Source organism: Pseudomonas azotoformans (assembly GCF_001579805.1).
Lineage (GTDB): Bacteria > Pseudomonadota > Gammaproteobacteria > Pseudomonadales > Pseudomonadaceae > Aquipseudomonas > Aquipseudomonas azotoformans_A.
The window spans coordinates 6,126,724-6,151,236 of record NZ_CP014546.1; the positions used below are offsets into that span (position 1 = coordinate 6,126,724).

Sequence of the window (24,513 nt, forward strand, 5' to 3'; positions counted from 1 at the left end):
TGCGGCATACACTCAGGGCTCATCGCCTGGAGAGCCAGCATGCAGATCAAATGGTTGGACGACCTCTTGGCCATCGCCGAGTGGAAGAACTTTTCCCGCGCCGCCGAAGTGCGCTGCGTGACGCAATCGGCCTTGTCGCGGCGTATTCGCTCACTGGAAGAATGGGTGGGTGTCGAACTGGTCGACCGTGGCACCTATCCGGTGCAACTTACCGCTGCGGGCGTCGCCTTCTGCAGCGAAAGCCGCGACGCCCTCGCCGGCCTGATGCGCCTGCGCGCCAGCCTGCGCGAAGTGGAACGCATGCCGGGGCGCTCGATCCAGGTGACCGCCGGCCACAGCCTGTCGATGACCTTCCTGCCCAAGTGGCTGGCGCAGTTCCAGCGGCACACTGAGCAATTCAATGCACGGGTGGTGGCGGCGAATATTCATGATGCGGTGATTGCGCTGGAAGAGGGCAGCTGCGACCTGATGATCGTCTACCATCATCCGCTGGCGCCGATCCTGCTGGACGCGGAACGCTTCGGCAGCCTGGCCTTGGGGCATGACGCATTCATCCCGCTGTGCGCCCCGGACAAGCGTGGTCGGCCGCTGTATCGCCTGCCGGGCCACACAGGCAAACCCGTCCCGCATCTGGCCTACACCGCCACCACGTTCCTGGGGCGAGTGGCGGAAATCGTAATCAAGAACGGCCCTGCGCCCGCTGTGCTGGAGCGCTGCTACGAAGCCGACATGGCCATGCTGCTGATGCGCATGGCCATCGAGGGCTATGGGGTGGCGTGGCTGCCCCAGAGCGCGGTGGTGGATGAGTTGGAACGTGGGCTGCTGGTGCGTGCTGGGGGAGAGGAATGGAGTACACGGTTGGAGATTCGCTCGTATTGCGCGGTTGAAAACCAGAACCCGACGATGAGGAAGTTGTGGAGGACGCTGGAAGGTTGGCGCGCAGGAGCGCCCGACACTTGATACGCCCCCATCTTTGAGACGATCAGACAAAAACCTGAGCCTTACGCAACAAGGCTCCCCCCGGCAAAACCGCACACTTCTCCCAAGTTCTCACACACCGTGGAATGACTGGAGAAGTCCTCATGTTGCATTCATTCAACGCCGGCCTGCGTGCGGTCGGCAAGCTCGACACCCTCGGCACCCACCTGATGCGCCTGGCGATTGGCATCGTCTTCCTGTGGATCGGCGCGTTGAAGTTCGCCCCCTACGAAGCCGACAGCATTACTCCTTTTGTCGCCAACAGCCCATTCCTGTCGTTCTTCTACCAGCAGCCGCAGGACTATAAGACACACCTGACTCACGAAGGTGAGCTGGACCAGGACAAACGTGCCTGGCAAACGGCCAACCACACTTACGCCTTCTCTTACGGGCTGGGCACGGTGGAAATCCTGATCGGCCTGCTGGTGCTCTCCAACCCGCTCTCGCGCAAGACCGGCCTGCTCGGCGGCGCCCTCGCCTTTGCCACGCCGCTGGTGACCTTGAGTTTTCTGACCACCACCCCTGAAGCGTGGGTAAGTGCGGCGGGCGATGCCCAGCACGGGTTCCCCTACCTCTCTGGCGGCGGCCGGCTGGTGCTCAAGGATGTGCTGATGCTCGCCGGCGCCCTGCCCATCATGGCCGATTCCGCTCGGCGCTTACTGCAAGAACATTCCCTTTGAATCCTGGAGTCTCCTCATGAAAATGTTAGCCGCGCTTTCCCTTGCTTTCGTATTCAGCAACGCCTTCGCCGCACCTGCCGTCGAAAGCGCCCAGACCGGCGTACCGCTGGATGTGGCCAAAACCATCAGCGTCACCGACACCAGTCAGGCCTGCGGCGTGGTTCCCGTGGAGTGGGTCTACGATGACTCGCAGGGTGTACGGCATATTGCGAGCTATCTGGTGATGGGGAGCGGATGTACAAACTGAAGGAATCAGGGAAATCCTAGAGGCCTGCATCATTGCAGGCTTTCTACATTTCCAGATTGACATATCGGTAAATCTCGATATCCTCACGCCATGGACCTACTCGAAATATTCAAAGCCCTCTCAAACCGGACTCGACTTGAAATCCTGAAAGGTTTGAAGGACCCCGAAAAGAACTTCCCTGCCCAGGATGAAGGGGACGTTCATACGGTGGGCGTTTGCGTCAGCAGTATTCAGGAAGGCGTCGGGCTGTCGCAGTCGACCGTGTCCGATTACCTGGCAACGCTGCATCGAGCCGGCCTGATCGAAACCCGGCGCATCGGCCAATGGACCTACTACAAACGAAACGAAGCAACCATCAGTGCGCTTGCCGAGATCATTGGCAAGGAGCTGTAATTTTTTAACCCAGGATATCGATAATTCCCGATATCCCTTTTTACCGAAACGAGGTAATGCAATGAAAGCGATGAGGCTTAAATCATTTGGCGGCCCGGATTCGTTCGAACTCTGCGAGGTGCCCACGCCGGTGCCGCACACGGGACAGGTCCTGGTGCGGGTACACGCCACTTCCATCAACCCGCTGGATTATCAGGTACGACGCGGCGACTACTCCGACCTGGTGCCCCTCCCCGCCATCACCGGCCATGACGTCTCCGGCGTTGTCGAGGCCGTCGGGCCCGGCGTGACGAACTTCGTGCCAGGCGACGAAGTCTGGTACACCCCGCAGATATTCGACGGCCCCGGCAGTTATGCCGAATACCACGTGGCGGCCGAAAACATTGTCGGGAAAAAACCGCCCACGCTTAGCCACCTGGAAGCGGCCAGCCTGAGCCTTGTAGGCGGAACGGCATGGGAAGCGCTGACCGTGCGCGCAGCGCTTCGGGTGGGAGAAAGCATTCTGATCCACGGCGGTGCGGGCGGTGTGGGCCACGTCGCGATCCAGCTGGCAAAAGCCATCGGTGCCAGGGTGTTCACCACCGTGCGTGAAGCCAACGCTGAGTTCGCACGAAGTCTGGGCGCCGACGTGATCATCGACTACGAAAAGGAAGACTACGTCGACGTGATCATGCGGGAAACAGAGGGGCGCGGCGTCGATGTTATATTCGATACCCTCGGCGGCAACACGCTTTCGCGCAGCCCTGACGCACTGGCGCAACTGGGCCGCGTGGTGTCGATCGTCGACATTGCCCAGCCACAGAACCTGGTGCAGGCCTGGGGCAAGAATGCGAGTTATCACTTCGTGTTCACCCGGCAAAACCGCGGCAAACTCGACGAGTTGAGCACATTGGTAGCACGGGGTCAGTTGCGTCCACACGTCGGCGCCGTCTATGCACTGGCTGACATCGCACTCGCCCATGCCCGGTTGGAGAGCCCCAACAACGGCCTCCAAGGCAAAATCGCGATCGCCATCGAGCCCACCGCAGGAGCCAAGCCATGATCTACGAGATCGCCTTGCTCCCCGTTCACAAAGAACAGATTGAAACGTTCAGACAGGCGTTTGCCGAGGTCGCGCCTCTGCTCACCCGCGCAAAGGGCTACCTGGGCCACATGCTCGCCCAAGGGATCGAAACACCTGAGCGCTTCAACCTGATCGTGCGCTGGGCGTCGCTCGAAGACCATACGCCAGGATTCGAAGCCAGTGACGATCACCAGGCATTCATGCAGGGCCTGGAGGCATACTTTTCTGCAGAACCGCAGGTCTACCACATTGAGGGCACGGCCTTCGCCTGAATAAGCCAACAGTAAAAAAAGCCTGCCGCACGGCAGGCTTTTCTTTATCCGCTGTCTCGTCATGAGTAGGGCTAACGATTCAGTGAAATCAATTCATTTTCACTCAAGCAACCCCTCAGCCTAAACTGTTTGTTAATTAAAGACACTGTAAAGACCTCTGAGTAAAACCAGGCGAGACGTTCTTTCAGGTTTATCTCAGACATCAGGGCGCCAGGGTTATGAGCAAAGCATTCACGTTCAGCATTAAGCGAATTCGTTTCGACGAACATTATCAACCGTCCGAAAATACGCGCATCACGACCAACTTTGCCAATTTGGCGAGAGGCAAGCGTCGTCAAGAGAATCTGCGCAATACCTTAAGGATGATTGACAACCGCTTTAATGCCCTGGCGCATTGGGACAACCCCAAAGGCGATCGCTATACGGTCGAACTTGAAATCATTTCTGTTGAGATGAATATCGATGCCAGCTGCACGGGCAACGGCATCCCCCTGATTGAAATATTGAAATCAAATATTATTGACCACAAGACCCATGAACGTTTTGAAGGCATCGTAGGTAACAACTTCTCCTCCTACGTGCGTGATTATGACTTCAGCGTGGTGCTGTTGGGGCACAACAAGGATCAAGCCGAATTCAGCACGCCGGATAACTTTGGCGATTTGCACGGAAAGCTATTCAAGTGCTTCGTCAACTCCGACACCTACAAACAAAACTTCAATAAACCGCCGGTTATCTGTCTAAGTGTTTCAAACACCAAGACCTACCACCGGACTGAAAACCAGCACCCTGTCTTGGGCATTGAATACCAGCAGGATGAATACTCCTTAACGGATGAGTACTTCAATAAAATGGGTCTGAAGGTTCGCTACTTCATGCCGTCCAACAGCGTTGCGCCGTTGGCATTTTACTTTTCCGGTGATTTGCTCAGTGATTACACCAATCTTGAGCTGATCAGCACCATCAGTACGATGGACACTTTCCAAAAGATCTACCGGCCTGAGATTTACAACGCCAACTCGGCAGCCGGGCAATCCTATCAACCGAGCTTGAAGCATCAGGACTATTCATTAACCCTGATTGTTTATGACCGCGAAGAACGTAGCCAACTGGCTATCGAGCAAGGAAAGTTTGTCGAAGAACACTTCATCAAACCGTACCAGGCTGTTCTTGAGCAGTGGTCCGCTCACTGCGCGCTTTGACTTATTTAGAATACAAGGTCACCCATCGTGAAAAAATTACTACCGACTTCAACGGCTGGCAGCCTGCCTAAACCTGCTTGGCTTGCACAACCTGAAACGCTATGGTCCCCCTGGAAACTGCAAGACGAGGAACTGGTTGAGGGCAAACAGGACGCTTTGCGTTTGTCGTTGCAGGAACAACAACAAGCCGGCATTGATATCGTCAGCGATGGCGAACAAACACGCCAACACTTCGTCACCACCTTTATTGAACACCTTGACGGCGTTGATTTTGAAAAGCGTGAAACCGTCCGGATTCGTGATCGCTATGATGCCAGCGTACCGACGGTTGTTGGCGCGGTTTCTCGCCAAAAGCCCGTGTTTGTTGAAGACGCCAAGTTCTTGCGCCAGCAAACCAAGCAGCCGATAAAGTGGGCGCTGCCAGGCCCCATGACCATGATCGACACGCTGTATGACAACCACTATAAAAGTCGCGAAAAACTGGCGTGGGAATTTGCCAAGATCCTCAATCAAGAAGCCAGGGAACTGGAGGCCGCGGGTGTCGACATCATCCAGTTTGACGAGCCGGCCTTTAACGTCTTTTTTGACGAGGTGAATGATTGGGGCGTTGCCACCCTGGAAAGGGCCATTGAAGGCCTTAAATGTGAAACCGCGGTGCATATTTGCTATGGCTATGGCATCAAGGCCAATACCGACTGGAAAAAGACGCTGGGTTCAGAGTGGCGCCAATACGAAGAAGCCTTTCCAAAGCTGCAAAAGTCCAGCATCGATATCATCTCGCTGGAATGTCACAACTCCCATGTCCCCATGGATTTGATCGAACTCATTCGCGGCAAAAAAGTGATGGTAGGCGCCATTGACGTGGCCAACCACACCATTGAAACGCCCGAGGAAGTCGCCAATACCCTACGCAAAGCGCTTCAATTTGTGGACGCCGACAAGCTCTACCCTTGCACCAACTGTGGCATGGCCCCGCTGCCTCGCCAGGTAGCCAGAGGCAAGCTGAACGCGCTGAGTGCAGGTGCGGAAATCGTTCGAAGAGAGCTCTCGAACTAGTGCTGGGCGAAGGCCGGAAGTGGAGCATGGCAGGGAAGAAAATGCCGCACCACTTTAGGCCTTCACGCTTTCGAACAGCACTCACTATTCAGGATTGACTATGTCACGTCCCAATACCGCTATCGAGCCATTGAGCTTTCGCGAAGCGCTCGGACACTACGCATCCGGTATCACGGTGATCACATCCCATGTGGATGACGAGCCCATTGGCTTCACTTGCCAGTCGTTCCATAGCGTGTCAATGAACCCGCCACTGGTGTCATTCAGCGTCATGTCCAACTCGGGCCAGCTATCCCAAGATCCGCCAGGCAGGAAGGTTCGCAGTCAATATCCTGTCAGCTGAGCAGGTCAGGATTTCCAACCAGTTCGCCCGTCGAGGCACGGATAAATGGCACGACATCGAATGGCAGGTATCGCCGCTGGGTAATCCGGTCATTGCCGGGAGCCTGCACTGGCTGGATTGTGAAATCCACGCCGAGCACGTCGCGGGTGATCACCTGATCGTGATTGGTGAAGTGAAAGCGCTGGATTTAGCCAAAGAGGCTGTTGCGACGCGGCCATTGCTGTATTTCAAAGGGCAATATTGCAACATCGCCACGCATGGCGTGGTTTGAATGGCTAACTAGGCTGCTCTCTTTTTTCAACGCAAAAAAAAGCCTGCATCTCTGCAGGCTTCTCTTTATGTTGCTATCTGGCTCCACGACCTGGACTCGAACCAGGGACCCAATGATTAACAGTCATTTGCTCTACCAACTGAGCTATCGCGGAATGCGCCGTATGTTACTGATTAAAAAGGATAAGTCAAGCCTTCTCCGGCATTTGGCGTGATTAAACCGGATGATCGGTTGAATCGGCGTGTTCCCTGGCCAACTCCAGCCACGCCAGCGCGGCCGGTGGCAGGTGGGCGCTGGTGCGCCAGGCCAGAGCGATGTGCCAGTCGGTGTGGGGTTCGTCCAAGGGAATCAGGGCGATGCCCGCGTGTTGATGCTTGTACGCCAGCATGCGTGGCACAAAGGCCACGCCCAGTCCGGCGGCGACCAGGTCGATGATGAAGTCGATCTGCCCGCTGCGTGCGGTCACCTTGGGGCTGACGCCTTTGCGCTCGCAGGCTGCGAGGATCTTGGCGTTGAGGGCGAAGCCGGCTTCGAACAAGATGAAAGGAGAATCCGCCAGGTCAGTGAAGTCGATGCAGCTGCGTTGGGCCAACGGATGACTGATGGGCAACACGGCCATCAAAGGTTCATTGCGCACGGGCTGGTAATCGAAATCTTCGTCTACCGGCAGCAGCAGCGCCGCCAGGTCGACCTCCCCCGCCTCCAGGCATTCGCGCAACTTTTTGCTGCCGTACTCGGTGAGTTCGATGTCGATATCCGGGTAGCGGCTGCGGTAGGTCGCAAACATCGTCGCAAACAGCACACCGCAACCTACCGGCGGCAGGCCGATGCGCAGCACGCCACGTTTTAAACCACGCAGGTCGTTGATCTCGGCCACCAAATCGTTGCGCTCGGCGAGCAGCACCAAGGCGCGGCGGTAGGCGATTTCGCCGGCGGCAGTGAGTTCGTTGCGATGGCCCAGGCGATTGAGCAGCGGCGTGCCCAGTTCATCTTCCAGGGTCTTGACCGCCTTGCTGACGGTGGATTGGGTCAGTGACACCACCTCGGCAGCCTGGGAAAAACCGCCCTGGCGCACCACTTCGACAAAGGCGCGCAACGTTCTGAGGTTCATCAGTATTCCTTTGGCGACTGGCTGCCAGCGATAAAAGTTGTTTTTATCATGCCAGAGAATTGCCTATCCTGAACCCACCTTGCCTTGTGGAGCCCCCAATAATGATCATCTCGTCCGCCTCCGACTACCGTGCAGCCGCCAAGCGCAAGCTGCCGCGCTTCCTGTTCGACTACATCGACGGCGGCGCCTACGCCGAACACACGCTGCGCGCGAACAGTTCGGACCTGGCCGAGATCAGCCTGCGCCAACGCATCCTGCGCAATGTTGACAATCTGAGCCTGAAGACCACGCTGTTCGGCCAGGCGCTGGACATGCCGGTGATCCTCAGCCCGGTGGGCCTGACCGGCATGTACGCACGACGTGGCGAAGTGCAGGCGGCCAAGGCAGCGGCGAACAAAGGCATTCCGTTCTGCCTGTCGACGGTGTCGGTGTGCCCGATTGAAGAGGTGGCATCGCAGAGCGCGCAGGCGATCTGGTTCCAGCTGTATGTGCTCAAGGACCGTGGTTTCATGCGCAATGCGCTGGAGCGCGCCCAGGCTGCCGGCGTGACCACACTGGTGTTTACCGTGGATATGCCCACGCCCGGCGCGCGTTATCGCGATGCGCACTCGGGCATGTCCGGCCCGTTCGCAGCACAGCGGCGCATGCTGCAAGCCGTCACCAAGCCGCAATGGGCCTTCGATGTAGGACTGATGGGCCGTCCCCATGACCTGGGCAATATCTCCAAGTACCTGGGCAAACCCACACACCTGGAAGACTACATCGGCTGGCTGGCGAACAATTTCGACGCCTCCATCAGTTGGAAAGACCTGGAGTGGATCCGCGAATTCTGGAAAGGCCCGATGATCATCAAAGGCATTCTCGACCCGCAGGACGCCAAGGACGCAGTAAGTTTCGGCGCCGACGGCATCGTGGTCTCCAACCATGGCGGTCGCCAGTTGGACGGCGTGCTATCCACCGCCAAGGCCTTGCCGCCGATTGCCGATGCGGTGGGCGATGACCTCACGGTGCTGGTGGACTCCGGCATCCGTTCCGGCTTGGACGTGGTGCGCATGCTGGCCCTGGGCGCCAAGGCCTGCCTGCTGGGTCGCGCCACGGCCTACGCGTTGGCCGCCGACGGCCAACACGGCGTGGAAAACCTGCTGGACATCTTCGCCAAGGAAATGCGCGTGGCCATGACGCTGACCGGCGTCACCTCCATCGCGCAGATCGACCGCTCTACCCTGGTCTAACCCTGCTGCTCGACGATCCCACGGGCCTTGAGTTGGGCCAGTTGCTCCGCCGACAAGCCCAACCGCTCACCGAGGATGTCGTCGGTGTGCTGCCCCAGCCTCGGCGCCGGCCGCACGTATTCCACGGGCGTGCCGGACATTTTTATCGGGCTGCCGACCATGGCGAAATCCGGGTTCTGCGGGTGTGGAATCTTCACCATCAGGTTACGTGCGATCACCTGGGGTTCTTCCAAAGATTGCGCAATCGAGTTGATCGCCCCCACCGGCACCTTCGACGCATGGATGCACGCCACCCACTCATCGGCGCTGCGCCCCAGGAAGTGCGCCGAGAGCAACGCAACGATCTCTTCGCGATGGGCCACGCGGTCGGCATTGCGACAAAAGCGCGGGTCCTGCGGCAAGTGCGGCAGGCCGATGCTCTGGCACAGGGCGATGAACTGGCTGTCATTGCCGCAGGCGATGATGAAGTCACGGTCGGCGGCGCGGAACACCTGGTAAGGCACGATGTTGGCGTGGGCATTGCCGTAACGCTGCGGCACCTTGCCTGATGCCAGGTAGTTCATGCTCTGGTTGGCCAACGTGGCGACCTGCACGTCCAACAACGCCATATCGATGTATTGGCCAACGCCGGTGCGCTCACGGCTGAGCAATGCGGCCTGGATTGCCACGGTGGAATACAGGCCGGTCATCAGGTCGGAAAACGCAACGCCAACTTTTTGCGGGCCGCCGCCTGGCAAATCATCACGCTCGCCAGTAATGCTCATTAAGCCGCCGATGCCCTGGATGATGAAGTCGTAACCCGGCTCTTCAGCACGCGGCCCGGTCTGGCCGAAACCGGTGATGGAGCAATACACCAAGCGCGGATTGATCTCGGCCAGGGTCGCGTAATCCAAGCCATAACGGGCCAGGGAGCCGGCCTTATAGTTCTCGATCAGTACATCCGAGCTGGCCGCCAATGCGCGTACCAACTCCTGACCTTCGGGCGTGGCCATGTCGATGGCCACGGATAACTTGCCGCGATTGGTCGACTGATAATAAGAAGCCTCACCGGACGATTCGCCGGTGTCGGTCTTCATCCAGGGCGGCCCCCAGGCACGGGTGTCGTCACCGCTTTTCGGGCGTTCGATCTTGACCACTTCCGCGCCAAGGTCGGCCAACACTTGCCCACACCAGGGGCCGGCCAACACACGACTTAAATCCAGCACCCGCAAACCTGTCAATGCACCCATTGTTCTTATCCTGTGAGGTTGGGAAATCAGCCGGCTGTCGGCTCTTCATGGCGCAGGGAAACCCCCAGCATCGCCCGCCGCCGCAGCCAGGGGCTGGGACGGTAACGCGGGTCATGGGTGAGTTCGCTCATGCGCTGCAAAATCGTGAGAATGCGCCGAGGCCCAAGCGCATCGCCCCAAGCCAGCGGACCCTTGGGGTAACCGAGGCCGAGTTGCACGGCCTGGTCGATATCTTCGACGCTGGCGATGCGCTGCTGGGCAATGTCACAGGCCAGGTTGACCACCATCGCCAGGGTGCGCTGGGCGACGAAGCCAACGCTGTCGCCAATCACTGTGACGCCCACGCCGTCCGACGCCAGCAAGGCGTGAGCCGCATCGCGCATGGCGGGCGATGTCAGCGGGTTCTGCATCAAGGTGCGATGGCGCGACAGGTCCGTCAGCAGGTCGATGCACAGGGTGCGCGCAGGGTCGGTATCGAAGCGCACGCAGGCGCTGGTGGCGTCGCGGCCATACGGGGCCAGCAGGCACAACGCCTCGGGCGAAGGTTGCGCAGCGTGTTCCAGGTGGGCGCCCAGGTTGATCACCAGGGCGCTCAAGCGTTCGTAGTCTTCACTGTTTTCCGTGGCGATCCATACCGGCGGTTGTTGTTGCACCGTGGGCACTGGCTGGGGTTGCGGGCCGTTGATGAGCTGGCCGTTTTCATACTGATAGAACCCGTGGCCGGTCTTGCGGCCAAGGCGGCCGCCCACCAGCATCTGCCGGGTCAGGGACGAGGGTTTGTAGCGCGGTTCCTGATAGAACTGGTTGTAGATCGACTCCATCACCGGGTGCGACACATCCAGGCCGGTGAGGTCCAGCAACTCCAACGGCCCCATCCGGAACCCGGCGCCGTCGCGCAGGATGCGGTCGATATCACCGCGCTCGGCAATGCCCTCATCCAGCATCTTCAAGGCTTCGGTGCCATAGGCACGGCCGGCGTGGTTGACGATGAAACCCGGCGTGTCCTTGGCGCGCACACCGCGATGGCCGATGCGTGCAACCAGGGCCAGCAGCGCGTCGCCCACCTTTGGCGCGGTGGCCAAACCATCGATCACCTCCACCACGCGCATCAGCGGCACCGGGTTGAAGAAGTGCAGCCCGGCCACGCGTTCAGGGTGTCGGCAACCGGTGGCGATGGCCGTGACAGACAGCGAGGAGGTGTTGGTGGCGAGGATACAGGTCGGGCTGACGATGCCTTCCAGCTGTTGCAGCAGGCCGCGTTTGGCGTCGAGGTTTTCCACGATGGCTTCGACGACCAGGTCGCAATCGCCCAGGTCATCAATCGCCTCGGCAACCCGCAGGTTGGCCAGCGCCGCCTCCATCGCGGCCTGGCTGATCTTGCCCTTGCTCACCAATTTGGCAAAGGTGCCGCTGAGATTATCCCGAGCCGATTGCGCAGCGCCTTCACGGGCATCGAACAGACGCACCACCACACCGGCCTGGGCTGCGATTTGTGCGATGCCGGCGCCCATGACGCCAGTGCCCACCAGCCCCATCGTATTCAAGGTGTCGGTCATGCTTATTCCCCCCGATAATGCGGCGTGCGTTTCTCGAAGAACGCCGCGGCGCCCTCCTTCTGGTCCTTGGAATCGAACAGCAATTGGAATGCCTTGCGTTCCAGCACCAAGGCGCTTTCCAGCGGCAGGTCGGCGCCGGCCAGCATCACCTCCTTGATCTGCTCCACCGCCAACGGCGGCAATGCGGCAATCTGCGCGGCCAGCTCCAGGGCGCGGGGCAGTGTCTGGTCGTCGCTGACCATTTCGCTGAGCATGCCGATGGCCAGGGCTTCTTTCGCGCTGACCATGCAGCCAGTGAGCGCAATGCGCATCGCCTGGAATTTACCCACCGCGCGGATCAGACGTTGAGTGCCGCCCGCGCCAGGCATCAAGCCGAGCTTCACTTCCGGCTGGGCAAATCGTGCCGACTCGCCCGCCACGATCAGGTCGCAATGCATCGCCAGCTCGCAGCCACCGCCCAGGGCAAAACCGTTGACGGCGGCAATCACCGGCTTGGGGCAACGGCTGATGGCTTCCCACAGGTATTCCGTGTGACGGCGGTACATATCGATTGCGCCCGCACTGGCGAACTCCTTGATGTCCGCGCCGGCCACGAAGAATTGCTCGCCACCGGTCAGCACGATGGCGCGCACATCCTGGCGTCGGGACAGCGCGCGGAAGTGCTCGGCGAGGGCTTCACGCACCTGGGCGTTGAGGGCGTTTTTCACTTCAGGGCGGTGGATACGCACCACGGCCACGCCATTGTCATGGACGTCGAGGGTCACCACGGGTGGGTTAGCGCTGGTCACATTCACTCCTGCTGCACGGTTCTTGTTAGTTGGACTGCCATATGTTTCGCTGTGCGAAATAACATTCCGTATTTGTCGATTAGCATAAGTACCGACCCCGCAGGTGTAAACGAAAAAACCCGAGCAACGCTCAAAACATCGACTAACTCGCTGTTTCAAAGGGATTTATCCTTGGAGAAAATCACAAATCAAAAGGTTGATTAGTTTCGCTGTGCGGAATAGTATTTTGTTTTGTTGATTTTATAAAAAAATGAGGATTACCATGCGCCGTCGAAACCCCGAGCCGGACAGCACCGAAGTTTCCGCTTTCGAGCACGTGTTGATCGACCCGATGAACAACGATGAGGAGGAAGACAAGGACCGCCAGTTCGTCACCGCGCTGGCCCGAGGCCTGGAACTGCTGCGCTGTTTTACGCCGAGCGAGAGCGTATTGGGCAACCAGGAACTGGCGCGCAAGACCGGGTTGCCGAAACCGACGATCACCCGCATGACCCACACCCTGACCCGCCTGGGTTACCTCAAGCACCTGCCGCAGTCGGGCCGGTACCAGTTGGATGTGGGCGTGATGGCCTTCGGTTACGCGATGTTGTCGAACCTGTCGATCCGCGCCGTGGCGCATCCGTTGATGGAGACCATGGCCAAGTACGCCCAGGCGGCCGTCGCGATGGCCACTCGGGACCGCCTCGACGCGGTGTACCTGGACGTGGTCCAGGGCGAAGCGAACATGACCATGCGCCGCCAGGTCGGCACACGGTTGCCGTTGCACTTGAGTTCAGCAGGCCGCGCCTGCCTGGCAGCGATGCCGGAAAACGAGCGGGAGTTCATTCTCGACCATATCCGCCAGCGTCATCTGGAGGACTGGCCGAACATCCGCAAGGGGCTGGAACGCGCCTTCCGGGACTACACCGATTTCGGCTATTGCATGTCGATCGGTGAGTGGCACCGCGATGTCAACGCCATCGCCGTGCCCCTGCGACACGCACAACACGGCTTGCTGGCGTTCAACTGTGGCGGACCGAGTTTCCACCTCTCCCGGGAGAAACTCGAAGACGACATCGGCCCACGCCTCAAGCACATGGTGAACAATATCGAGGCCGCCACCCGCTAGCTGGACCGGTGCATGGCCTCGGCAGATTGACGATAACAGGCCCGCCGAACGGGCCGCTGAGGAATGCACATGATCCGAGACGCACAAACGCTTCATATCCTGGTGGACGCCATTGCGCAGTTCGTCGACGAAGCGCTGATCCCACGGGAAAACGAAGTCGCCGAGACCGATGAAATCCCGGCGGACATCGTCAGCCAGTTCCAGGACATGGGCCTGTTCGGCCTGACCATTCCCGAAGCCTACGGCGGCCTGGGCCCTGACCATGGAAGAAGAGGTGACCATCGCCTTTGAACTGGGGCGCACCTCCCCGGCCTTCCGTTCCTACTTCGGCACCAACAATGGCATCGGCTCCATCGGTATCCTGCTGGATGGCACCGACGCCCAGAAAGAACACTACCTGCCACTGTTGGCCAGCGGCGAGCTGCTCAGCTCGTTCTGCCTCACCGAGCCGGATTCGGGCTCCGACGCCGCCTCGCTGAAAACCACCGCCGTGCGCGATGGCGACCACTACGTGATCAACGGCACCAAGCGCTTTATCACCAACGCACCCCACGCCGGGATTTTCACCGTAATGGCACGCACCGACCCGGCGATCCGTGGCTCGGCCGGAATCAGCGCGTTCATCATTGAACGTGACACGCCCGGCCTGTCCCTGGGCAAGCGCGACCACAAGATGGGCCAGCAAGGCGCCCACACCAGCGACGTGATCTTCGACAACGTGCGTGTGCCCGCCAGCCAATTGATCGGCGGTGTGGAGGGCGTGGGTTTCAAGACTGCCATGAAGGTCCTCGACAAAGGCCGCCTGCACATCGCCGCCGTCAGCGTGGGTGCTGCCGAGCGCATGTTGAACGACGCGCTGAACTACGCAATCGAACGCAAGCAATTTGGCCAGCCGATTGCCGAGTTCCAGTTGATCCAGGCCATGCTCGCCGACAGCAAGGCCGAGATCTACGCCGCGCGTTGCATGGTGCTCGACGCCGCCCGCAAGCGCGACGAAGGTCAGGACATCGGCACCGAGGCGTCGTGTTCGAAGATGTTCGCCACCGAAATGTGCGGCCGCGTCGCTGACCGTTGCGTGCAGATCCACGGCGGCGCTGGCTATATCAGCGAGTACGCCATCGAACGTTTCTACCGGGATGTGCGCCTGTTCCGCCTGTATGAAGGCACCACGCAGATCCAGCAACTGGTGATTGCCCGCAACATGATTCGCGCGGCGCAGCGCTAGGACTCACCGCACCACCATACCCAATGCCCTAACAACTACAAGCAAGGTATCGCTATGGAAGTCGCCGCATCGGCGGGCGCGTTGTCGCCTGCAAAAAGCAAACTGTGGATCGTCGTTTTCATCTTCTGCTTCCTCGGCCTGTTGATCGATGGCGCGGACCTGATGTTGCTGTCCTACAGCCTCAGCAGCCTCAAGGCCGAGTTCGGCCTAACCAGCGTCGAAGCCGGCAGCCTGGGCAGCTTCACCTTGGCCGGCATGGCCATCGGTGGTATCTACGGCGGCTGGGCCTGTGACCGTTTCGGCCGGGTGAAAACCGTGGTGTGGAGCATCGTGCTGTTCTCCGTGGGCACGGCCATCCTGGGCATGACCCACAGCTATTGGCAGTTTGCAGCCACCCGGTTTTTCGCCTCCCTCGGTCTGGGCGCGCTGTATGTGGCGTGCAACACCTTGATGGCCGAATACGTGCCGACCCGCTACCGCACTACTGTGCTCGGCACCCTGCAAGCCGGTTGGTCGGTGGGCTACATCGTCGCCACCTTGCTGGCGGGATGGATTCTTCCGGAGCACGGCTGGCGCTGGTTGTTCTACGTGGCCATCATCCCGGTGATCCTCGCCGTGCTGATGCAGCGCTTGGTGCCTGAGCCTCAGGCCTGGTTGACCGCACGCGCCGAGCGGGCGAAAGACAAAGCCAACGGCAGCCAGCACGCCCTGAAGAAAAAGCCCGACGGCATGTTCAAGCTGATCTTCAGCGATCCCAAGGCCAGCCGCATGTTCCTGCTCTGGGCCCTGACCGCAGGCTTCCTGCAATTCGGCTACTACGGCGTGAACAACTGGATGCCGTCGTACCTGGAAAGCGAATTGGGGATGAACTTCAAGTCGATGACCAGCTACATGGTCGGCACTTACGCGGCGATGATCTTCGGCAAGATCCTCGCGGGCCTGGCGGCGGACCGCCTTGGACGTCGCGCGGTGTTCGCGTTCGGCGCCCTGGGCACGGCGATCTTCCTGCCGGTGATCGTGCTGTTCCAGAGCCCCGAGAATATCCTGTGGATGCTGGTGGTGTTCGGCTTCCTGTACGGAATTCCCTACGGCGTGAATGCCACCTACATGACCGAAAGCTTCGAAGCGAAGTTTCGCGGTTCGGCGGTGGGCGGTGCGTACAACATCGGTCGTATCGGCGCAGCGGTGGCGCCCGCGGCGATCGGTTTCCTGGCGTCCCATGGCTCCATCGGCATGGGCTTTTTGGTGATGGGCGGTGCGTACTTTATCTGCGGTGTCATACCTGCGTTGTTTATTCGCGATAAGCAGTTCGATCCGCAGAAACAGTAAGGCCACCGCTGAGTTGCCAAATAACTGGCGTCATCGTTCAGCGACTGTTTTTAGCGATAAAAACAGTCGCTTGATTTATAAGGCTTTTTATTAATTTTAAGCCATTTGGCATGAATCTCGCTCTAACCTCATTCAAGCAGGTTAAGCGATGACAAGACGTGCGGCAGCGCCCAGGGGTTATAACCCTGTGTAAAGCGGTCTAAACTGTTACTCATGTTTTACGGAACTGACGGAACAGTAAGACGCTTGGCACTCGCCACTCTCATCGAGCCTGTAAGACAGCCAAGTGCTTAGAGGCCGATCGCTTATGAAAACACCTACCCAGACCAACGCAATTGACTTTGACAGTGCCAAATTGCAACGCCTGGGGTTTGGTCAGCCATCCCTCCTCCCACGCCGCCCTACTACCCTTGCTCAACTTCGCCAGCAGTTGGGCCTGCAATTGCAGACCAGCCTGGAGCCGGAGCGCATCCTCGGTGTGTTCTTCCGTGAGATCCAACGCCTGGTGCCCCTGGATGCCTTGCAATACCGTCATCAAGCCAGCGACTTGCGCCTGGAATTCGGCCATCGCGGCCACCACTCAGTGAGCTATAGCCTGAGCCATGAAGGCGAGCACCTGGGCGAGCTGATCTTTCGTCGCAACCAGCGCTTGGCAGAAGAAGAACTCGGCCAACTCGAATCCTTGCTGGCCACCCTGCTCTACCCGATGCGCAACGCCCTGCTCTACCGCGCCGCCACCCGCAGCGCCTTGCGCGACCCGCTGACCGAGACCGGCAACCGCATTGCCATGGACCAGACCCTGCAACGGGAAATCGACATGGCGCGCCGGCACCTCAACCCGCTGTCTTTGCTGATGCTGGACATCGATCACTTCAAGACCATCAACGACACTTACGGCCACGCCGCTGGCGATAAGGTGCTGCGCGCCGTCGCCGGGGCGATCAAGAGCCAGTTGCGTAACGTGGATATGGTGTTCCGGTTTGGCGGGGAAGAGTTTCTGATCCTGCTGTCCAACACGGGTCGCGATGCGGCGGCGATGGTCGGTGAACGACTGCGCCAAGCGGCACAGGCCCAGGACTATTGGGCGGATGACACGCGGATCGAATTGACGGTGAGCCTGGGTTGCTCGACCTTGCTGGCCGCCGAGTCCGCCGAAAGCCTGCTACGCCGGGCCGACAGCGCCTTGTACGTGGCCAAGCGAGAGGGTCGCAACCGCCTGGCAATGGCGGGGTAAAGCCCCGCCACTCCCGTTACATCACGCTTCGCTGGCGACCCGCGCCTGGCGCTCGCGCGCCACGGCTGGGGCTTTTTCTTTCTCCAGGCGCATGCAGCTTTCCAGGAACAGGTACATGTAGTCGTAGCTCTTGCACACGGCCCTGGCGCAGCTCGGTCTGCAGTTCCTTGGTCGGGTTCATGCCGGCCAGGGTGCAGATGATTTCCAGCGCTTCCCACGGGTGGGCATCATCGTACTGCGCGTGCATCTTCAGCCACTTCATCGCACGCTTGCGCTCTTCCTCTGGGAAGGCCGCCGCATAGACACCGGTAGAACACACCACGGCAGACCATTCCCCGGTAGCCCCTTCGATCGCATAGTTGGTCGCGGCGATGGCCACGATCAGCGAGTCGGCAGAGCTGGTGTGCCAGCACCAATGGCTCAGTGCATGCAATTCCGGCGGTACGTTCTGGGACTGCAATTCCTCCAGGCTCACGCCGTGGGCACGGGCCCAATGCACCCAATAGTCGGCGTGGTTGAGTTCCACACGAATATTGCGCATCAGCCAGCGGCGCGCCATGTCCTCCCCAGGATGGCGGGCAAATTTGGTCTTGGTGAGGTTCTGTGCCATGTACAAGGCAAACTGTTCCACCACGGGCCATCCACCAATCAGGTAGTGGCGCATGGTCTTGGCGCTGAGGGTGTTGTCGCGCATACGCTGGTACAGTTCATGTTCGACAACGCGGCGCTTGCTCTCGCTACAGTCCAGGATCAGTTTCTGAGCCCAGGCGGGGTAACTGGAGGCTTCCATAAGCGGGCCGGTTCTGATGAATGTGTCGATCACTGTTAAGGCTCCTTTTTAAGTGTGATTGTACAGACCAGCAAATGTTTCAGCGGAATGTGCCGGGCGCCTTGAATAACAGAGGCTGCGGCCGCACAGGTCGACACTGCAAGCTATCAAAGGTAAACAATTGCGGTCGTTCAATCAGGTAGCCCTGAGCGTAATCCACACCAATTTCGAGTAATGCCTGTTCGATTTGCGGTGTCTCGACAAATTCAGCAATTGTGCGCTTACCCATGACATGGCCGATGTGGTTGATCACTTCGACCATCGCGCGGTTAATCGGGTCGTCCAGCATATCCTTTACGAAACTTCCATCGATCTTCAGGAAGTCTACAGGTAAATGTTTAAGATAGGCGAATGAGGACATTCCGGCACAAAAGTCATCCAACGAGAAATGACAGCCTAAGGCTTTGAGTTCATTAATAAAGCGGATCGCACTGCCTAAGTTTGCGATAGCACTGGTTTCAGTTATTTCAAAACAGATCATGCCCGGCGGAATACCGTATGTATGAAACTTCTCACGTAAAAACCCGAGGAAGTCATCGTCACCAATAGTGATGCCTGACAAATTGATCGCACACATGGCCATGGGGCGCCCCGGCCGCTCCTGCATGCATCGGTTGATGATCTTGAACACATTCTCGACCACCCAACGGTCCAGGGACGTCATCAAGCCATAACGCTCGGCCGCCGGGATAAAGCTGTCGGGCAGGATGATGCGACCCGCCTCGTCATGCAGGCGCAACAGGATCTCGATATGCCCATTGCCCGCGTCGGTATGCCCCAGGGGCGAAATCTCCTGTGCGTACAGGCAGAAGCGGTTCTCCTCCAACGCCATGTGCAGACGCTGCACCCAAGCCATTTCGCCAAACCGCAGGGACAGTTCCGAGTCATCGGCGTGGTAAACCTGCACGCGGTTGCGGCCTTTTTCCTTGGCCATGTAGCAGGCCATGTCGGCGGCGCGCAGTGAGGTTTCCAGCGTCGTCGGGGTTTGCCCCAGATGCACCAGGCCAATGCTGACGGTGGTCATGAACGGCCGCCCCTTCCATACAAAGTGCAGGCTTTGCACGGTATGGCGCAGGCTCTCGGCGATCTTTTCCGCCACCGCTGCCGGGCAGTTCTCCAACAGGATGCCGAACTCATCACCGCCCAGCCGCGCCAGGGTATCGCCCTCGCGCAGGTCCGACTGCAGCAGCGCGCAGATATGCCGCAGCAATTCATCACCGGCCGCGTGGCCACAGGTGTCATTGACCAGTTTGAACTGGTCCAGGTCAAGAAACATCAACGCATGCCGCTCGCCCAAATGCTGCGATGTGGGGTGCAGCACCTGCTCCAGGCGGAATTCGAATTCGCGGCGGTTGGCCAGGCCGGTCAGAGCGTCATGGGTCGCCTGCCAGGACAGGTTGGCGATGTATTGACGCTCCTGGGTCATGTCATGCAATACCAGCACCGCCCCCGTGACCTTGCCGGCGCTGCGGATCGGCGCGCCCACCAGGGTCACCGAGACCGTGCTGCCATCCAGGCGCTGGATGGTCTTGGAGTGTTCGCTGCCACCGCTGAGTTGGCCCTTGACGATGTGTTCGATCAGGGTGAAGCCATCCGGTTGGGCATTGTCATCCAGCAGGTTGAACAGCGCCGCCAGGGGCAACCCCTGAGCCTGGGCCGAATTCCAGTGGGTCAGCGCCTCGGCCGCAGGGTTCATGTAAGTGATGGCGCCGTCGACGTCAGTGGTGATCACCCCATCGCCAATCGATTCCAGGGTGATCTGCGCACGCTCCTTTTCTTCTTGCAGGGCATCGGCAAACGCGTGGCGCTGGGTCAACAGCTTATGGGTTCGTAGCAGTGCCAGTACGATGAGGCCGAGGGCCGTGGCCAGGTTGGTAATCAGCAGCAACCTCAGGATCATCCGCGAGCCTTCGCCCAAGGCATCACTGAAAGCCTTGGCCGCCGGGGTCACCCCTTCGTTGATGGCGATGATATGGGCTTTCCACTGACGCACATCGTTGGCGCTCACCTGGTCGCGGGTGATTGAGCTGTGCATCTCCCGCGCAAGGTCATCCAATTGCACCAGGTAGCTATCGCCTACGGTCCACAGCTCGATGGCTTTTTCCAGGTAGCTGAAATGGCGGAAATTGAGGTACAGCCAGATCAAACTGGAGACGTCATCCGGGTGGTTGCCCCCCTTGAGGATGCCCAGGCGGGCAGCGTTGAGGTCTGGCGTGGATTGGTCCAGCGCAACGCGCAGTTCGTGCCCGCCCTGGGGCACGGCGATAGCCTGCTGATATTTGAGGTAGGTGGCTTCGTCGCGGTTGTCAGCGTAAAGCGTCAGGTAATAGATGGCATCTTTCTGGCCCTTGGACCACAGGCTTTCGCCTGCCACATAGCCCCGCACTGCCGAGAGCACGTAGAGACTGACGCAGCCTAACAATGCCTGGAACAGGACGACGGCGATAAAAGGCCAGACAATGCCCAACAGCCGTGGCGTTCCGAGAGTCCGCTTTTGCTTCATGAAGCCCCTTGCACATGCACCGCTGGTTACGCACGCGAAAAACCGCTTCCGATAGCTCAGCCTAGGCTAAATCAACGAACTTGTTGCAAGTGCCCGTAGAGTTTGGCGTACAACCCACCGTCAGCGATCAGCTGCTGATGGTCGCCGTCCTCGGCAATGTGACCGCCGTCAAACACCAATACTCGATCAGCCTGCTTAACCGCCGACAGACGGTGGGCGATAATCAGTGTAGTACGGCCGCTGAGGAACCGCGCCAGCGCCTGGTGCAGGTTGTATTCGGTGGCAGCATCGAGGGCGGAAGTCGCCTCGTCGAGGATCACCACTTTCGGTTCGGCCAATACCATCCGTGCAATCGCCAGGCGCTGACGCTGCCCACCAGAAAACCGCACCCCGGAACGCCCCACCACACTGTCCAGGCCCATGGGCAATGCCTTGACGGTAGCCTCCAGTTGGGCGATTTCCAGTGCCTGCCAGCAGGCCTGGTCACTGCGTTCACGGCCCATGGTCAGGTTGGCGCGCACCGTGTCGTTGAACAGTGCCGGGTGTTGCAGCACCACGGCGACGTTTTCTCGAATGGTCTCCAGGCCGATTTCCTGCTGAGTGGCGCCACCGAAGCGGATAGTTCCAGCCTGTGGCGTATAAAGTCCGAGCAACAGTTGCACCAGGGTACTTTTGCCGCCGCCGCTCGCGCCGACGATGGCCACCTTTTCGCCGGGCGCGATGGCCAGGTTCAACTGGTCGAGGACCAAGTCTTCGCCATAACCAAAATTGAGGCCGCGTACTTCGATGCCGACGGTCTCACGCCCCACGAAGGGATCTTCGCCACCGGCGTATTGCGGCTCATCGGCACGCGCCAGCAGCTCGTTGATCCGCGTCAGCGCGCCGCCCGCCGCGTAGTAGGCGTATTGCAGGTTCAGCAACTGCTCCACCGGACCGATCATGAACCACAGGTAACTGAACACCGCGAGCATCTGGCCGATGGACAGGTCGGAGAACAACACGGTGAGCATCGCCGCAGCGCGGAAGATGTCGATACCGAACTGGAACAGCAAACCACTGGCGCGGCTGGAGGCGTCGGTTTTCCACTGGGAGTGGATCGCGTAGTCGCGCACTTCCTGGGCACGCTGGCCCAGACGCCCGAGGAAGAAACCCTGGCGGTTGCCGGCGCGGACTTCCTGGATTGCGTCCAGGGTTTCAGTCAGGGCCTGGGTAAACCGTGAGGTGCTGTCGTTTTCCAGCTTCTTCAGGTGTTTGACGCGCTTGCCCAACTGCACCGTGGCGTAGATCACCAGCGGGTTGAACAACAGGATCAGCAGCGCCAGTTGCCAATGCATCCACACCAGGATCGCCGAGGTGCCCACCAGCGTGAGCATGGCCACCAGGAAGCGGCTGAGGGTTTCGCCGACGAATTTGTCCAGCGTGTCGAGGTCGGTGACCAGATGAGTCGTGACCGTGCCGCTGCCCAGGCTTTCGTACTCGCCCAGGGAGATACGCTTGAGCCGCTCGATCAGGCGCACGCGGATGCGGTACACAATGTCCTTGGCCAATCGCGCAAACAAGCGCGCCTGCACTACGTTGAACACCAACGCACCACAGCGCAGGAACAGGGTCACCAGCAGCATCAGGCCGATATAGCCAGCCGCCTTCTGCCAGCCCAGCGGCAATGCATGATTCATGACCTTGAGCGCAGCGTCGCCATGGCCCAGCAGGACTTCGTCCACCAGCAGCGGCAACAGCAACGGGATCGGCACGCTGCACAGGGTCGCCAGCACGGCGACGCCATTGGCGATCCACAGGGATTTCTTGTGACGCAGGGCCAGGCGGCGAATCTCCGCCCAGGTCAGGCGATCGGTGCGCTGGGCGGGTTCATGCACAGGTGGCTCGCTCCAGCCATCGGCCCAGTAGAGGCGATAGCTCGGACAGCGGCTGGTAACCGTTGGTCAGCAAGGCCAATTGACCATTGCGCTCGGCCAGCAGCGTCGGGAAACCAGCGATGCCCAAATCCTGCACCCAGGTGAAATCGGCCGCCGTAGCCGCATGCTGCTCAGCGCGGTCAAACTCGCCAGCAAACTCGATACGCGGGATACCCGCTTGTTCCGCCAGTTCCACCAGCACGCTGGCGAGGGTCACGTCGCGGCCTTCCACATAGAACGCACGCTGGATCAGCCCCAGCAGCTTCCAGGCGCAGTCCGGCGCCAGGCTACGGGCGGTGACAATGGCCCGGCACGCCGGCTCCGTGTCATACACAAAACCGTCGGGCAACGCACCTTCGCGCTTGAACGGCTGGCCGGTGGCGTCGGTGACTGCCTGCCAGTGTTCCAGGATATAGCGCCGAGTGGTCGGCTCCAGCGCCGCGCCGCTGCCGGTGCGCAAGCCGCCCACCACCAGGTGCAGTTCCACGCCGGCCGCCTGGGCCTGCTCCACCAACGCCTCGGCCACCGGGGCAAACCCCCAGCACCAGGAACACATCGGGTCCATTACATAGAGCAGGCGCGCGGACATGGATCAGGCCTCGGAAGGAGTTTGCTTGTAGTTGAAACCAATCGGGTGCGGCATGTTACGGGCCTTGGCCAGCTCGATCTGCTTCTGGCGGTCGATCGCGCTGCGACGGGTCTTCTCCGGCAGCTTATCCCAGCAATGCGGGCAACTGATGCCAGCCACATAGTGCTCGGAGGCACGGTCTTCGACACTGACCGGTGTGCGGCAAGCATGACATTGATCGTAGTCGCCTTCGCTCAGGTCGTGGCGCACGGTCACGCGATTATCGAAAACAAAGCAGTCGCCCTGCCATTTGGTTTCGGCCTGCGGCACCTCTTCGAGGTACTTCAGGATGCCGCCCTTGAGGTGGTAGACCTCATCGAAGCCTTCGCTGAGCATGTAGCTCGACGCCTTCTCGCAGCGAATACCGCCGGTGCAGAACATCGCGACCTTCTTGTGCTTGGCCGGGTCGAAGTTGGCTTTGATATAGTCGGGAAATTCGCGAAAACTGGTGGTTTTAGGGTCGATCGCGCCTTCAAAGGTGCCGATGGACACTTCGTAATCGTTACGGGTGTCGATCAACAGCACTTCCGGGTCGCTGATCAGCGCGTTCCAGTCCTGCGGGTCGACATAGGTGCCGACTTTCTTGTTCGGGTCGACGCCTTCGACGCCCAGGGTCACGATCTCTTTCTTGAGCTTGACCTTGGTGCGGTAGAACGGCTGGTCGTCGCAGTAGGATTCTTTGTGGTCGATGTCGACCATGCGCGGGTCGTTCTTCAACCAGGCCATCAGGCCGTCAATGCCTTCGCGGCTGCCGGAAACGGTGCCGTTGATGCCTTCTTCGGCGATCAGCAAAGTGCCTTTGATGCCGTTGTCGACCATCGCCTGCAGCAGTGGCTCGCGCAGGGCGACGTAGTCTTCGAGGGTGACGAACTTATACAGTGCCGCCACGACAATCGGTTGAGTCATGGGTGTTCTCTCCAGGTGGCTACCCTCGTAAAGGGTGAACCGGATGCAAAAAAAACGCGCCGGCTAAGCGGCGCGTTGCGGATTCTAACAAATGCCCGGTGTCAGAGACACCCGATCATCAGTCATGTCCGCCAGCGCAGGTCGGCGAGGCCGGGGCTGCGTCGATTTTCGCCCATTCCTCAGGCGTGTAGGTATGCAGCGCCAGCGCATGAAATTCGCTCATCAGGTCACCCAGGGTGGCGTAGACCTTCTGGTGGCGCTTGACGCGGTTGAGCCCCTCGAACTGCGGACTGACCAGCACGGCCTTGAAGTGGGTCTGCAACCCACGGCTGTGCATATGGCTTTCGTCCAGCACGCTCAAGTGGTCGGTGCCCAGGGCGGCAAGCGCCGTTTCGATACGCTGTTGCATGGTCATTC

General features: G+C 59.7%; 21 protein-coding genes, 1 tRNA gene and 3 pseudogenes. 14 read left to right on the top strand and 11 right to left on the bottom strand.

Annotated features, from left to right (window positions below):
• Nucleotides 1-39: 39 nt before the first annotated feature.
• From AYR47_RS28160 to AYR47_RS32375, 9 genes and pseudogenes are all read left to right on the top strand, one after another.
• Nucleotides 40-960, top strand: a complete 921-nt coding sequence (locus AYR47_RS28160; RefSeq protein WP_033900976.1) for a LysR substrate-binding domain-containing protein — start codon at nt 40-42, stop codon at nt 958-960.
• A 122-nt stretch (nt 961-1,082) separates the two neighbouring features.
• Nucleotides 1,083-1,658 carry a reactive chlorine resistance membrane protein RclC gene (gene rclC, locus AYR47_RS28165; protein ID WP_061449141.1) on the top strand — a complete coding sequence of 192 codons (576 nt, stop codon included), beginning with the start codon at nt 1,083-1,085 and terminating at the stop codon, nt 1,656-1,658.
• Between the two features lie 16 nt (nt 1,659-1,674).
• Nucleotides 1,675-1,905 (top strand): DUF2790 domain-containing protein, encoded by a 231-nt coding sequence (locus AYR47_RS28170; protein ID WP_061449142.1) that lies wholly within the window; start codon nt 1,675-1,677, stop codon nt 1,903-1,905.
• A 90-nt stretch (nt 1,906-1,995) separates the two neighbouring features.
• Entirely contained in the window at nt 1,996-2,298 is a 303-nt protein-coding gene (locus AYR47_RS28175; RefSeq protein WP_033900970.1) for an ArsR/SmtB family transcription factor, read from the top strand.
• A gap of 61 nt (nt 2,299-2,359) precedes the next feature.
• On the top strand, nt 2,360-3,340 hold the full coding sequence (locus AYR47_RS28180; RefSeq protein ID WP_033900968.1) for a zinc-dependent alcohol dehydrogenase family protein: 981 nt from the start codon (nt 2,360-2,362) through the stop codon (nt 3,338-3,340).
• Nucleotides 3,337-3,633, top strand: coding sequence for an antibiotic biosynthesis monooxygenase family protein (locus tag AYR47_RS28185; RefSeq protein ID WP_061449143.1), 297 nt, complete (start codon nt 3,337-3,339; stop codon nt 3,631-3,633). Before AYR47_RS28180 ends, AYR47_RS28185 begins: the two co-directional genes overlap by 4 nt.
• A 218-nt stretch (nt 3,634-3,851) precedes the next feature.
• Nucleotides 3,852-4,835 carry a DUF1852 domain-containing protein gene (locus tag AYR47_RS28190; RefSeq protein ID WP_033900964.1) on the top strand — a complete coding sequence of 328 codons (984 nt, stop codon included), beginning with the start codon at nt 3,852-3,854 and terminating at the stop codon, nt 4,833-4,835.
• A gap of 27 nt (nt 4,836-4,862) precedes the next feature.
• Complete coding sequence (locus AYR47_RS28195; protein WP_191983014.1) at nt 4,863-5,891, top strand: methionine synthase; 1,029 nt, start codon at nt 4,863-4,865, stop codon at nt 5,889-5,891.
• A gap of 100 nt (nt 5,892-5,991) precedes the next feature.
• Nucleotides 5,992-6,505 (top strand): annotated as a pseudogene (locus AYR47_RS32375) (flavin reductase family protein).
• 78 nt (nt 6,506-6,583) lie between these two features.
• Here AYR47_RS32375 and AYR47_RS28200 read toward each other — a convergent pair.
• Nucleotides 6,584-6,659, bottom strand: a tRNA-Asn gene (locus AYR47_RS28200).
• A 60-nt stretch (nt 6,660-6,719) separates the two neighbouring features.
• Nucleotides 6,720-7,616 (bottom strand): LysR family transcriptional regulator, encoded by an 897-nt coding sequence (locus tag AYR47_RS28205; RefSeq protein ID WP_061449144.1) that lies wholly within the window; start codon nt 7,614-7,616, stop codon nt 6,720-6,722.
• Nucleotides 7,617-7,717: 101 nt separating this feature from the next.
• Between AYR47_RS28205 and lldD the strand changes: the two genes are divergently transcribed.
• On the top strand, nt 7,718-8,848 hold the full coding sequence (lldD, locus tag AYR47_RS28210; protein ID WP_033900956.1) for an FMN-dependent L-lactate dehydrogenase LldD: 1,131 nt from the start codon (nt 7,718-7,720) through the stop codon (nt 8,846-8,848).
• On the opposite strand, the gene AYR47_RS28215 is transcribed toward lldD, so the two are convergent.
• From AYR47_RS28215 to AYR47_RS28225, 3 genes are read right to left on the bottom strand one after another with little or no spacing between them, the layout of a single operon-like run.
• Nucleotides 8,845-10,077 (bottom strand): CaiB/BaiF CoA transferase family protein, encoded by a 1,233-nt coding sequence (locus AYR47_RS28215; RefSeq protein ID WP_033900954.1) that lies wholly within the window; start codon nt 10,075-10,077, stop codon nt 8,845-8,847. The two genes, lldD and AYR47_RS28215, sit on opposite strands and share 4 nt — an antisense overlap.
• 26 nt (nt 10,078-10,103) lie before the next feature.
• The gene (locus AYR47_RS28220; protein ID WP_033900952.1) at nt 10,104-11,633 is read right to left on the bottom strand and encodes a 3-hydroxyacyl-CoA dehydrogenase; all 1,530 of its coding nucleotides are present in this window, start codon (nt 11,631-11,633) and stop codon (nt 10,104-10,106) included.
• A 2-nt stretch (nt 11,634-11,635) separates the two neighbouring features.
• Nucleotides 11,636-12,421: an enoyl-CoA hydratase gene (locus AYR47_RS28225; RefSeq protein WP_033900950.1), complete on the bottom strand. Its 786-nt coding sequence runs from the start codon at nt 12,419-12,421 to the stop codon at nt 11,636-11,638.
• A 262-nt stretch (nt 12,422-12,683) separates the two neighbouring features.
• Between AYR47_RS28225 and AYR47_RS28230 the strand changes: the two genes are divergently transcribed.
• The 4 genes and pseudogenes from AYR47_RS28230 to AYR47_RS28245 all read left to right on the top strand — a co-directional run bounded on the left by AYR47_RS28230 (nt 12,684) and on the right by AYR47_RS28245 (nt 17,317).
• A complete protein-coding gene (locus tag AYR47_RS28230) occupies nt 12,684-13,529 on the top strand; it encodes an IclR family transcriptional regulator (RefSeq protein ID WP_156487837.1) in 846 nt (281 codons plus the stop codon).
• Nucleotides 13,530-13,598: 69 nt separating this feature from the next.
• Nucleotides 13,599-14,754: pseudogene (locus AYR47_RS28235) on the top strand (acyl-CoA dehydrogenase family protein).
• Between the two features lie 54 nt (nt 14,755-14,808).
• The gene (locus AYR47_RS28240) at nt 14,809-16,083 is read left to right on the top strand and encodes an MFS transporter (RefSeq protein ID WP_033900945.1); all 1,275 of its coding nucleotides are present in this window, start codon (nt 14,809-14,811) and stop codon (nt 16,081-16,083) included.
• A gap of 307 nt (nt 16,084-16,390) precedes the next feature.
• Nucleotides 16,391-17,317 (top strand): GGDEF domain-containing protein, encoded by a 927-nt coding sequence (locus AYR47_RS28245; protein ID WP_016976404.1) that lies wholly within the window; start codon nt 16,391-16,393, stop codon nt 17,315-17,317.
• 21 nt (nt 17,318-17,338) lie between these two features.
• On the opposite strand, the pseudogene AYR47_RS28250 reads toward AYR47_RS28245, so the two are convergent.
• The 6 genes and pseudogenes from AYR47_RS28250 to AYR47_RS28275 form a co-directional block, all read right to left on the bottom strand.
• Nucleotides 17,339-18,107, bottom strand: a pseudogene (locus AYR47_RS28250) (TenA family transcriptional regulator).
• 79 nt (nt 18,108-18,186) lie between these two features.
• Entirely contained in the window at nt 18,187-20,649 is a 2,463-nt protein-coding gene (locus AYR47_RS28255; protein WP_061449145.1) for an EAL domain-containing protein, read from the bottom strand.
• 71 nt (nt 20,650-20,720) lie between these two features.
• Complete coding sequence (locus AYR47_RS28260) at nt 20,721-22,523, bottom strand: ABC transporter ATP-binding protein (RefSeq protein WP_061449146.1); 1,803 nt, start codon at nt 22,521-22,523, stop codon at nt 20,721-20,723.
• Nucleotides 22,516-23,118, bottom strand: a complete 603-nt coding sequence (locus tag AYR47_RS28265) for a DsbA family protein (RefSeq protein WP_174890965.1) — start codon at nt 23,116-23,118, stop codon at nt 22,516-22,518. Before AYR47_RS28265 ends, AYR47_RS28260 begins: the two co-directional genes overlap by 8 nt.
• A 36-nt stretch (nt 23,119-23,154) precedes the next feature.
• Nucleotides 23,155-24,096: an oxygen-dependent tRNA uridine(34) hydroxylase TrhO gene (gene trhO / locus AYR47_RS28270; RefSeq protein ID WP_033900937.1), complete on the bottom strand. Its 942-nt coding sequence runs from the start codon at nt 24,094-24,096 to the stop codon at nt 23,155-23,157.
• A 118-nt stretch (nt 24,097-24,214) separates the two neighbouring features.
• Nucleotides 24,215-24,511, bottom strand: a complete 297-nt coding sequence (locus AYR47_RS28275; RefSeq protein WP_038847405.1) for a BolA family protein — start codon at nt 24,509-24,511, stop codon at nt 24,215-24,217.
• Nucleotides 24,512-24,513: the final 2 nt, after the last annotated feature.

What these genes read in the sequence shown, in the direction of transcription:
- AYR47_RS28170 (WP_061449142.1), top strand. Translation starts at nt 1,675, where the DNA reads ATGAAAATGTTAGCCGCGCTTTCCCTTGCTTTCGTATTCAGCAACGCC.
- AYR47_RS28265 (WP_174890965.1), bottom strand. Translation starts at nt 23,118, where the DNA reads ATGTGTTCCTGGTGCTGGGGGTTTGCCCCGGTGGCCGAGGCGTTGGTG.
- AYR47_RS28240 (WP_033900945.1), top strand. Translation starts at nt 14,809, where the DNA reads ATGGAAGTCGCCGCATCGGCGGGCGCGTTGTCGCCTGCAAAAAGCAAA.
- AYR47_RS28190 (WP_033900964.1), top strand. Translation starts at nt 3,852, where the DNA reads ATGAGCAAAGCATTCACGTTCAGCATTAAGCGAATTCGTTTCGACGAA.
- AYR47_RS28245 (WP_016976404.1), top strand. Translation starts at nt 16,391, where the DNA reads ATGAAAACACCTACCCAGACCAACGCAATTGACTTTGACAGTGCCAAA.
- AYR47_RS28230 (WP_156487837.1), top strand. Translation starts at nt 12,684, where the DNA reads ATGCGCCGTCGAAACCCCGAGCCGGACAGCACCGAAGTTTCCGCTTTC.
- AYR47_RS28255 (WP_061449145.1), bottom strand. Translation starts at nt 20,649, where the DNA reads ATGAAGCAAAAGCGGACTCTCGGAACGCCACGGCTGTTGGGCATTGTC.
- lldD (WP_033900956.1), top strand. Translation starts at nt 7,718, where the DNA reads ATGATCATCTCGTCCGCCTCCGACTACCGTGCAGCCGCCAAGCGCAAG.
- AYR47_RS28180 (WP_033900968.1), top strand. Translation starts at nt 2,360, where the DNA reads ATGAAAGCGATGAGGCTTAAATCATTTGGCGGCCCGGATTCGTTCGAA.
- rclC (WP_061449141.1), top strand. Translation starts at nt 1,083, where the DNA reads ATGTTGCATTCATTCAACGCCGGCCTGCGTGCGGTCGGCAAGCTCGAC.
- AYR47_RS28220 (WP_033900952.1), bottom strand. Translation starts at nt 11,633, where the DNA reads ATGACCGACACCTTGAATACGATGGGGCTGGTGGGCACTGGCGTCATG.
- AYR47_RS28160 (WP_033900976.1), top strand. Translation starts at nt 40, where the DNA reads ATGCAGATCAAATGGTTGGACGACCTCTTGGCCATCGCCGAGTGGAAG.
- trhO (WP_033900937.1), bottom strand. Translation starts at nt 24,096, where the DNA reads ATGACTCAACCGATTGTCGTGGCGGCACTGTATAAGTTCGTCACCCTC.
- AYR47_RS28185 (WP_061449143.1), top strand. Translation starts at nt 3,337, where the DNA reads ATGATCTACGAGATCGCCTTGCTCCCCGTTCACAAAGAACAGATTGAA.
- AYR47_RS28175 (WP_033900970.1), top strand. Translation starts at nt 1,996, where the DNA reads ATGGACCTACTCGAAATATTCAAAGCCCTCTCAAACCGGACTCGACTT.
- AYR47_RS28205 (WP_061449144.1), bottom strand. Translation starts at nt 7,616, where the DNA reads ATGAACCTCAGAACGTTGCGCGCCTTTGTCGAAGTGGTGCGCCAGGGC.
- AYR47_RS28215 (WP_033900954.1), bottom strand. Translation starts at nt 10,077, where the DNA reads ATGGGTGCATTGACAGGTTTGCGGGTGCTGGATTTAAGTCGTGTGTTG.
- AYR47_RS28275 (WP_038847405.1), bottom strand. Translation starts at nt 24,511, where the DNA reads ATGACCATGCAACAGCGTATCGAAACGGCGCTTGCCGCCCTGGGCACC.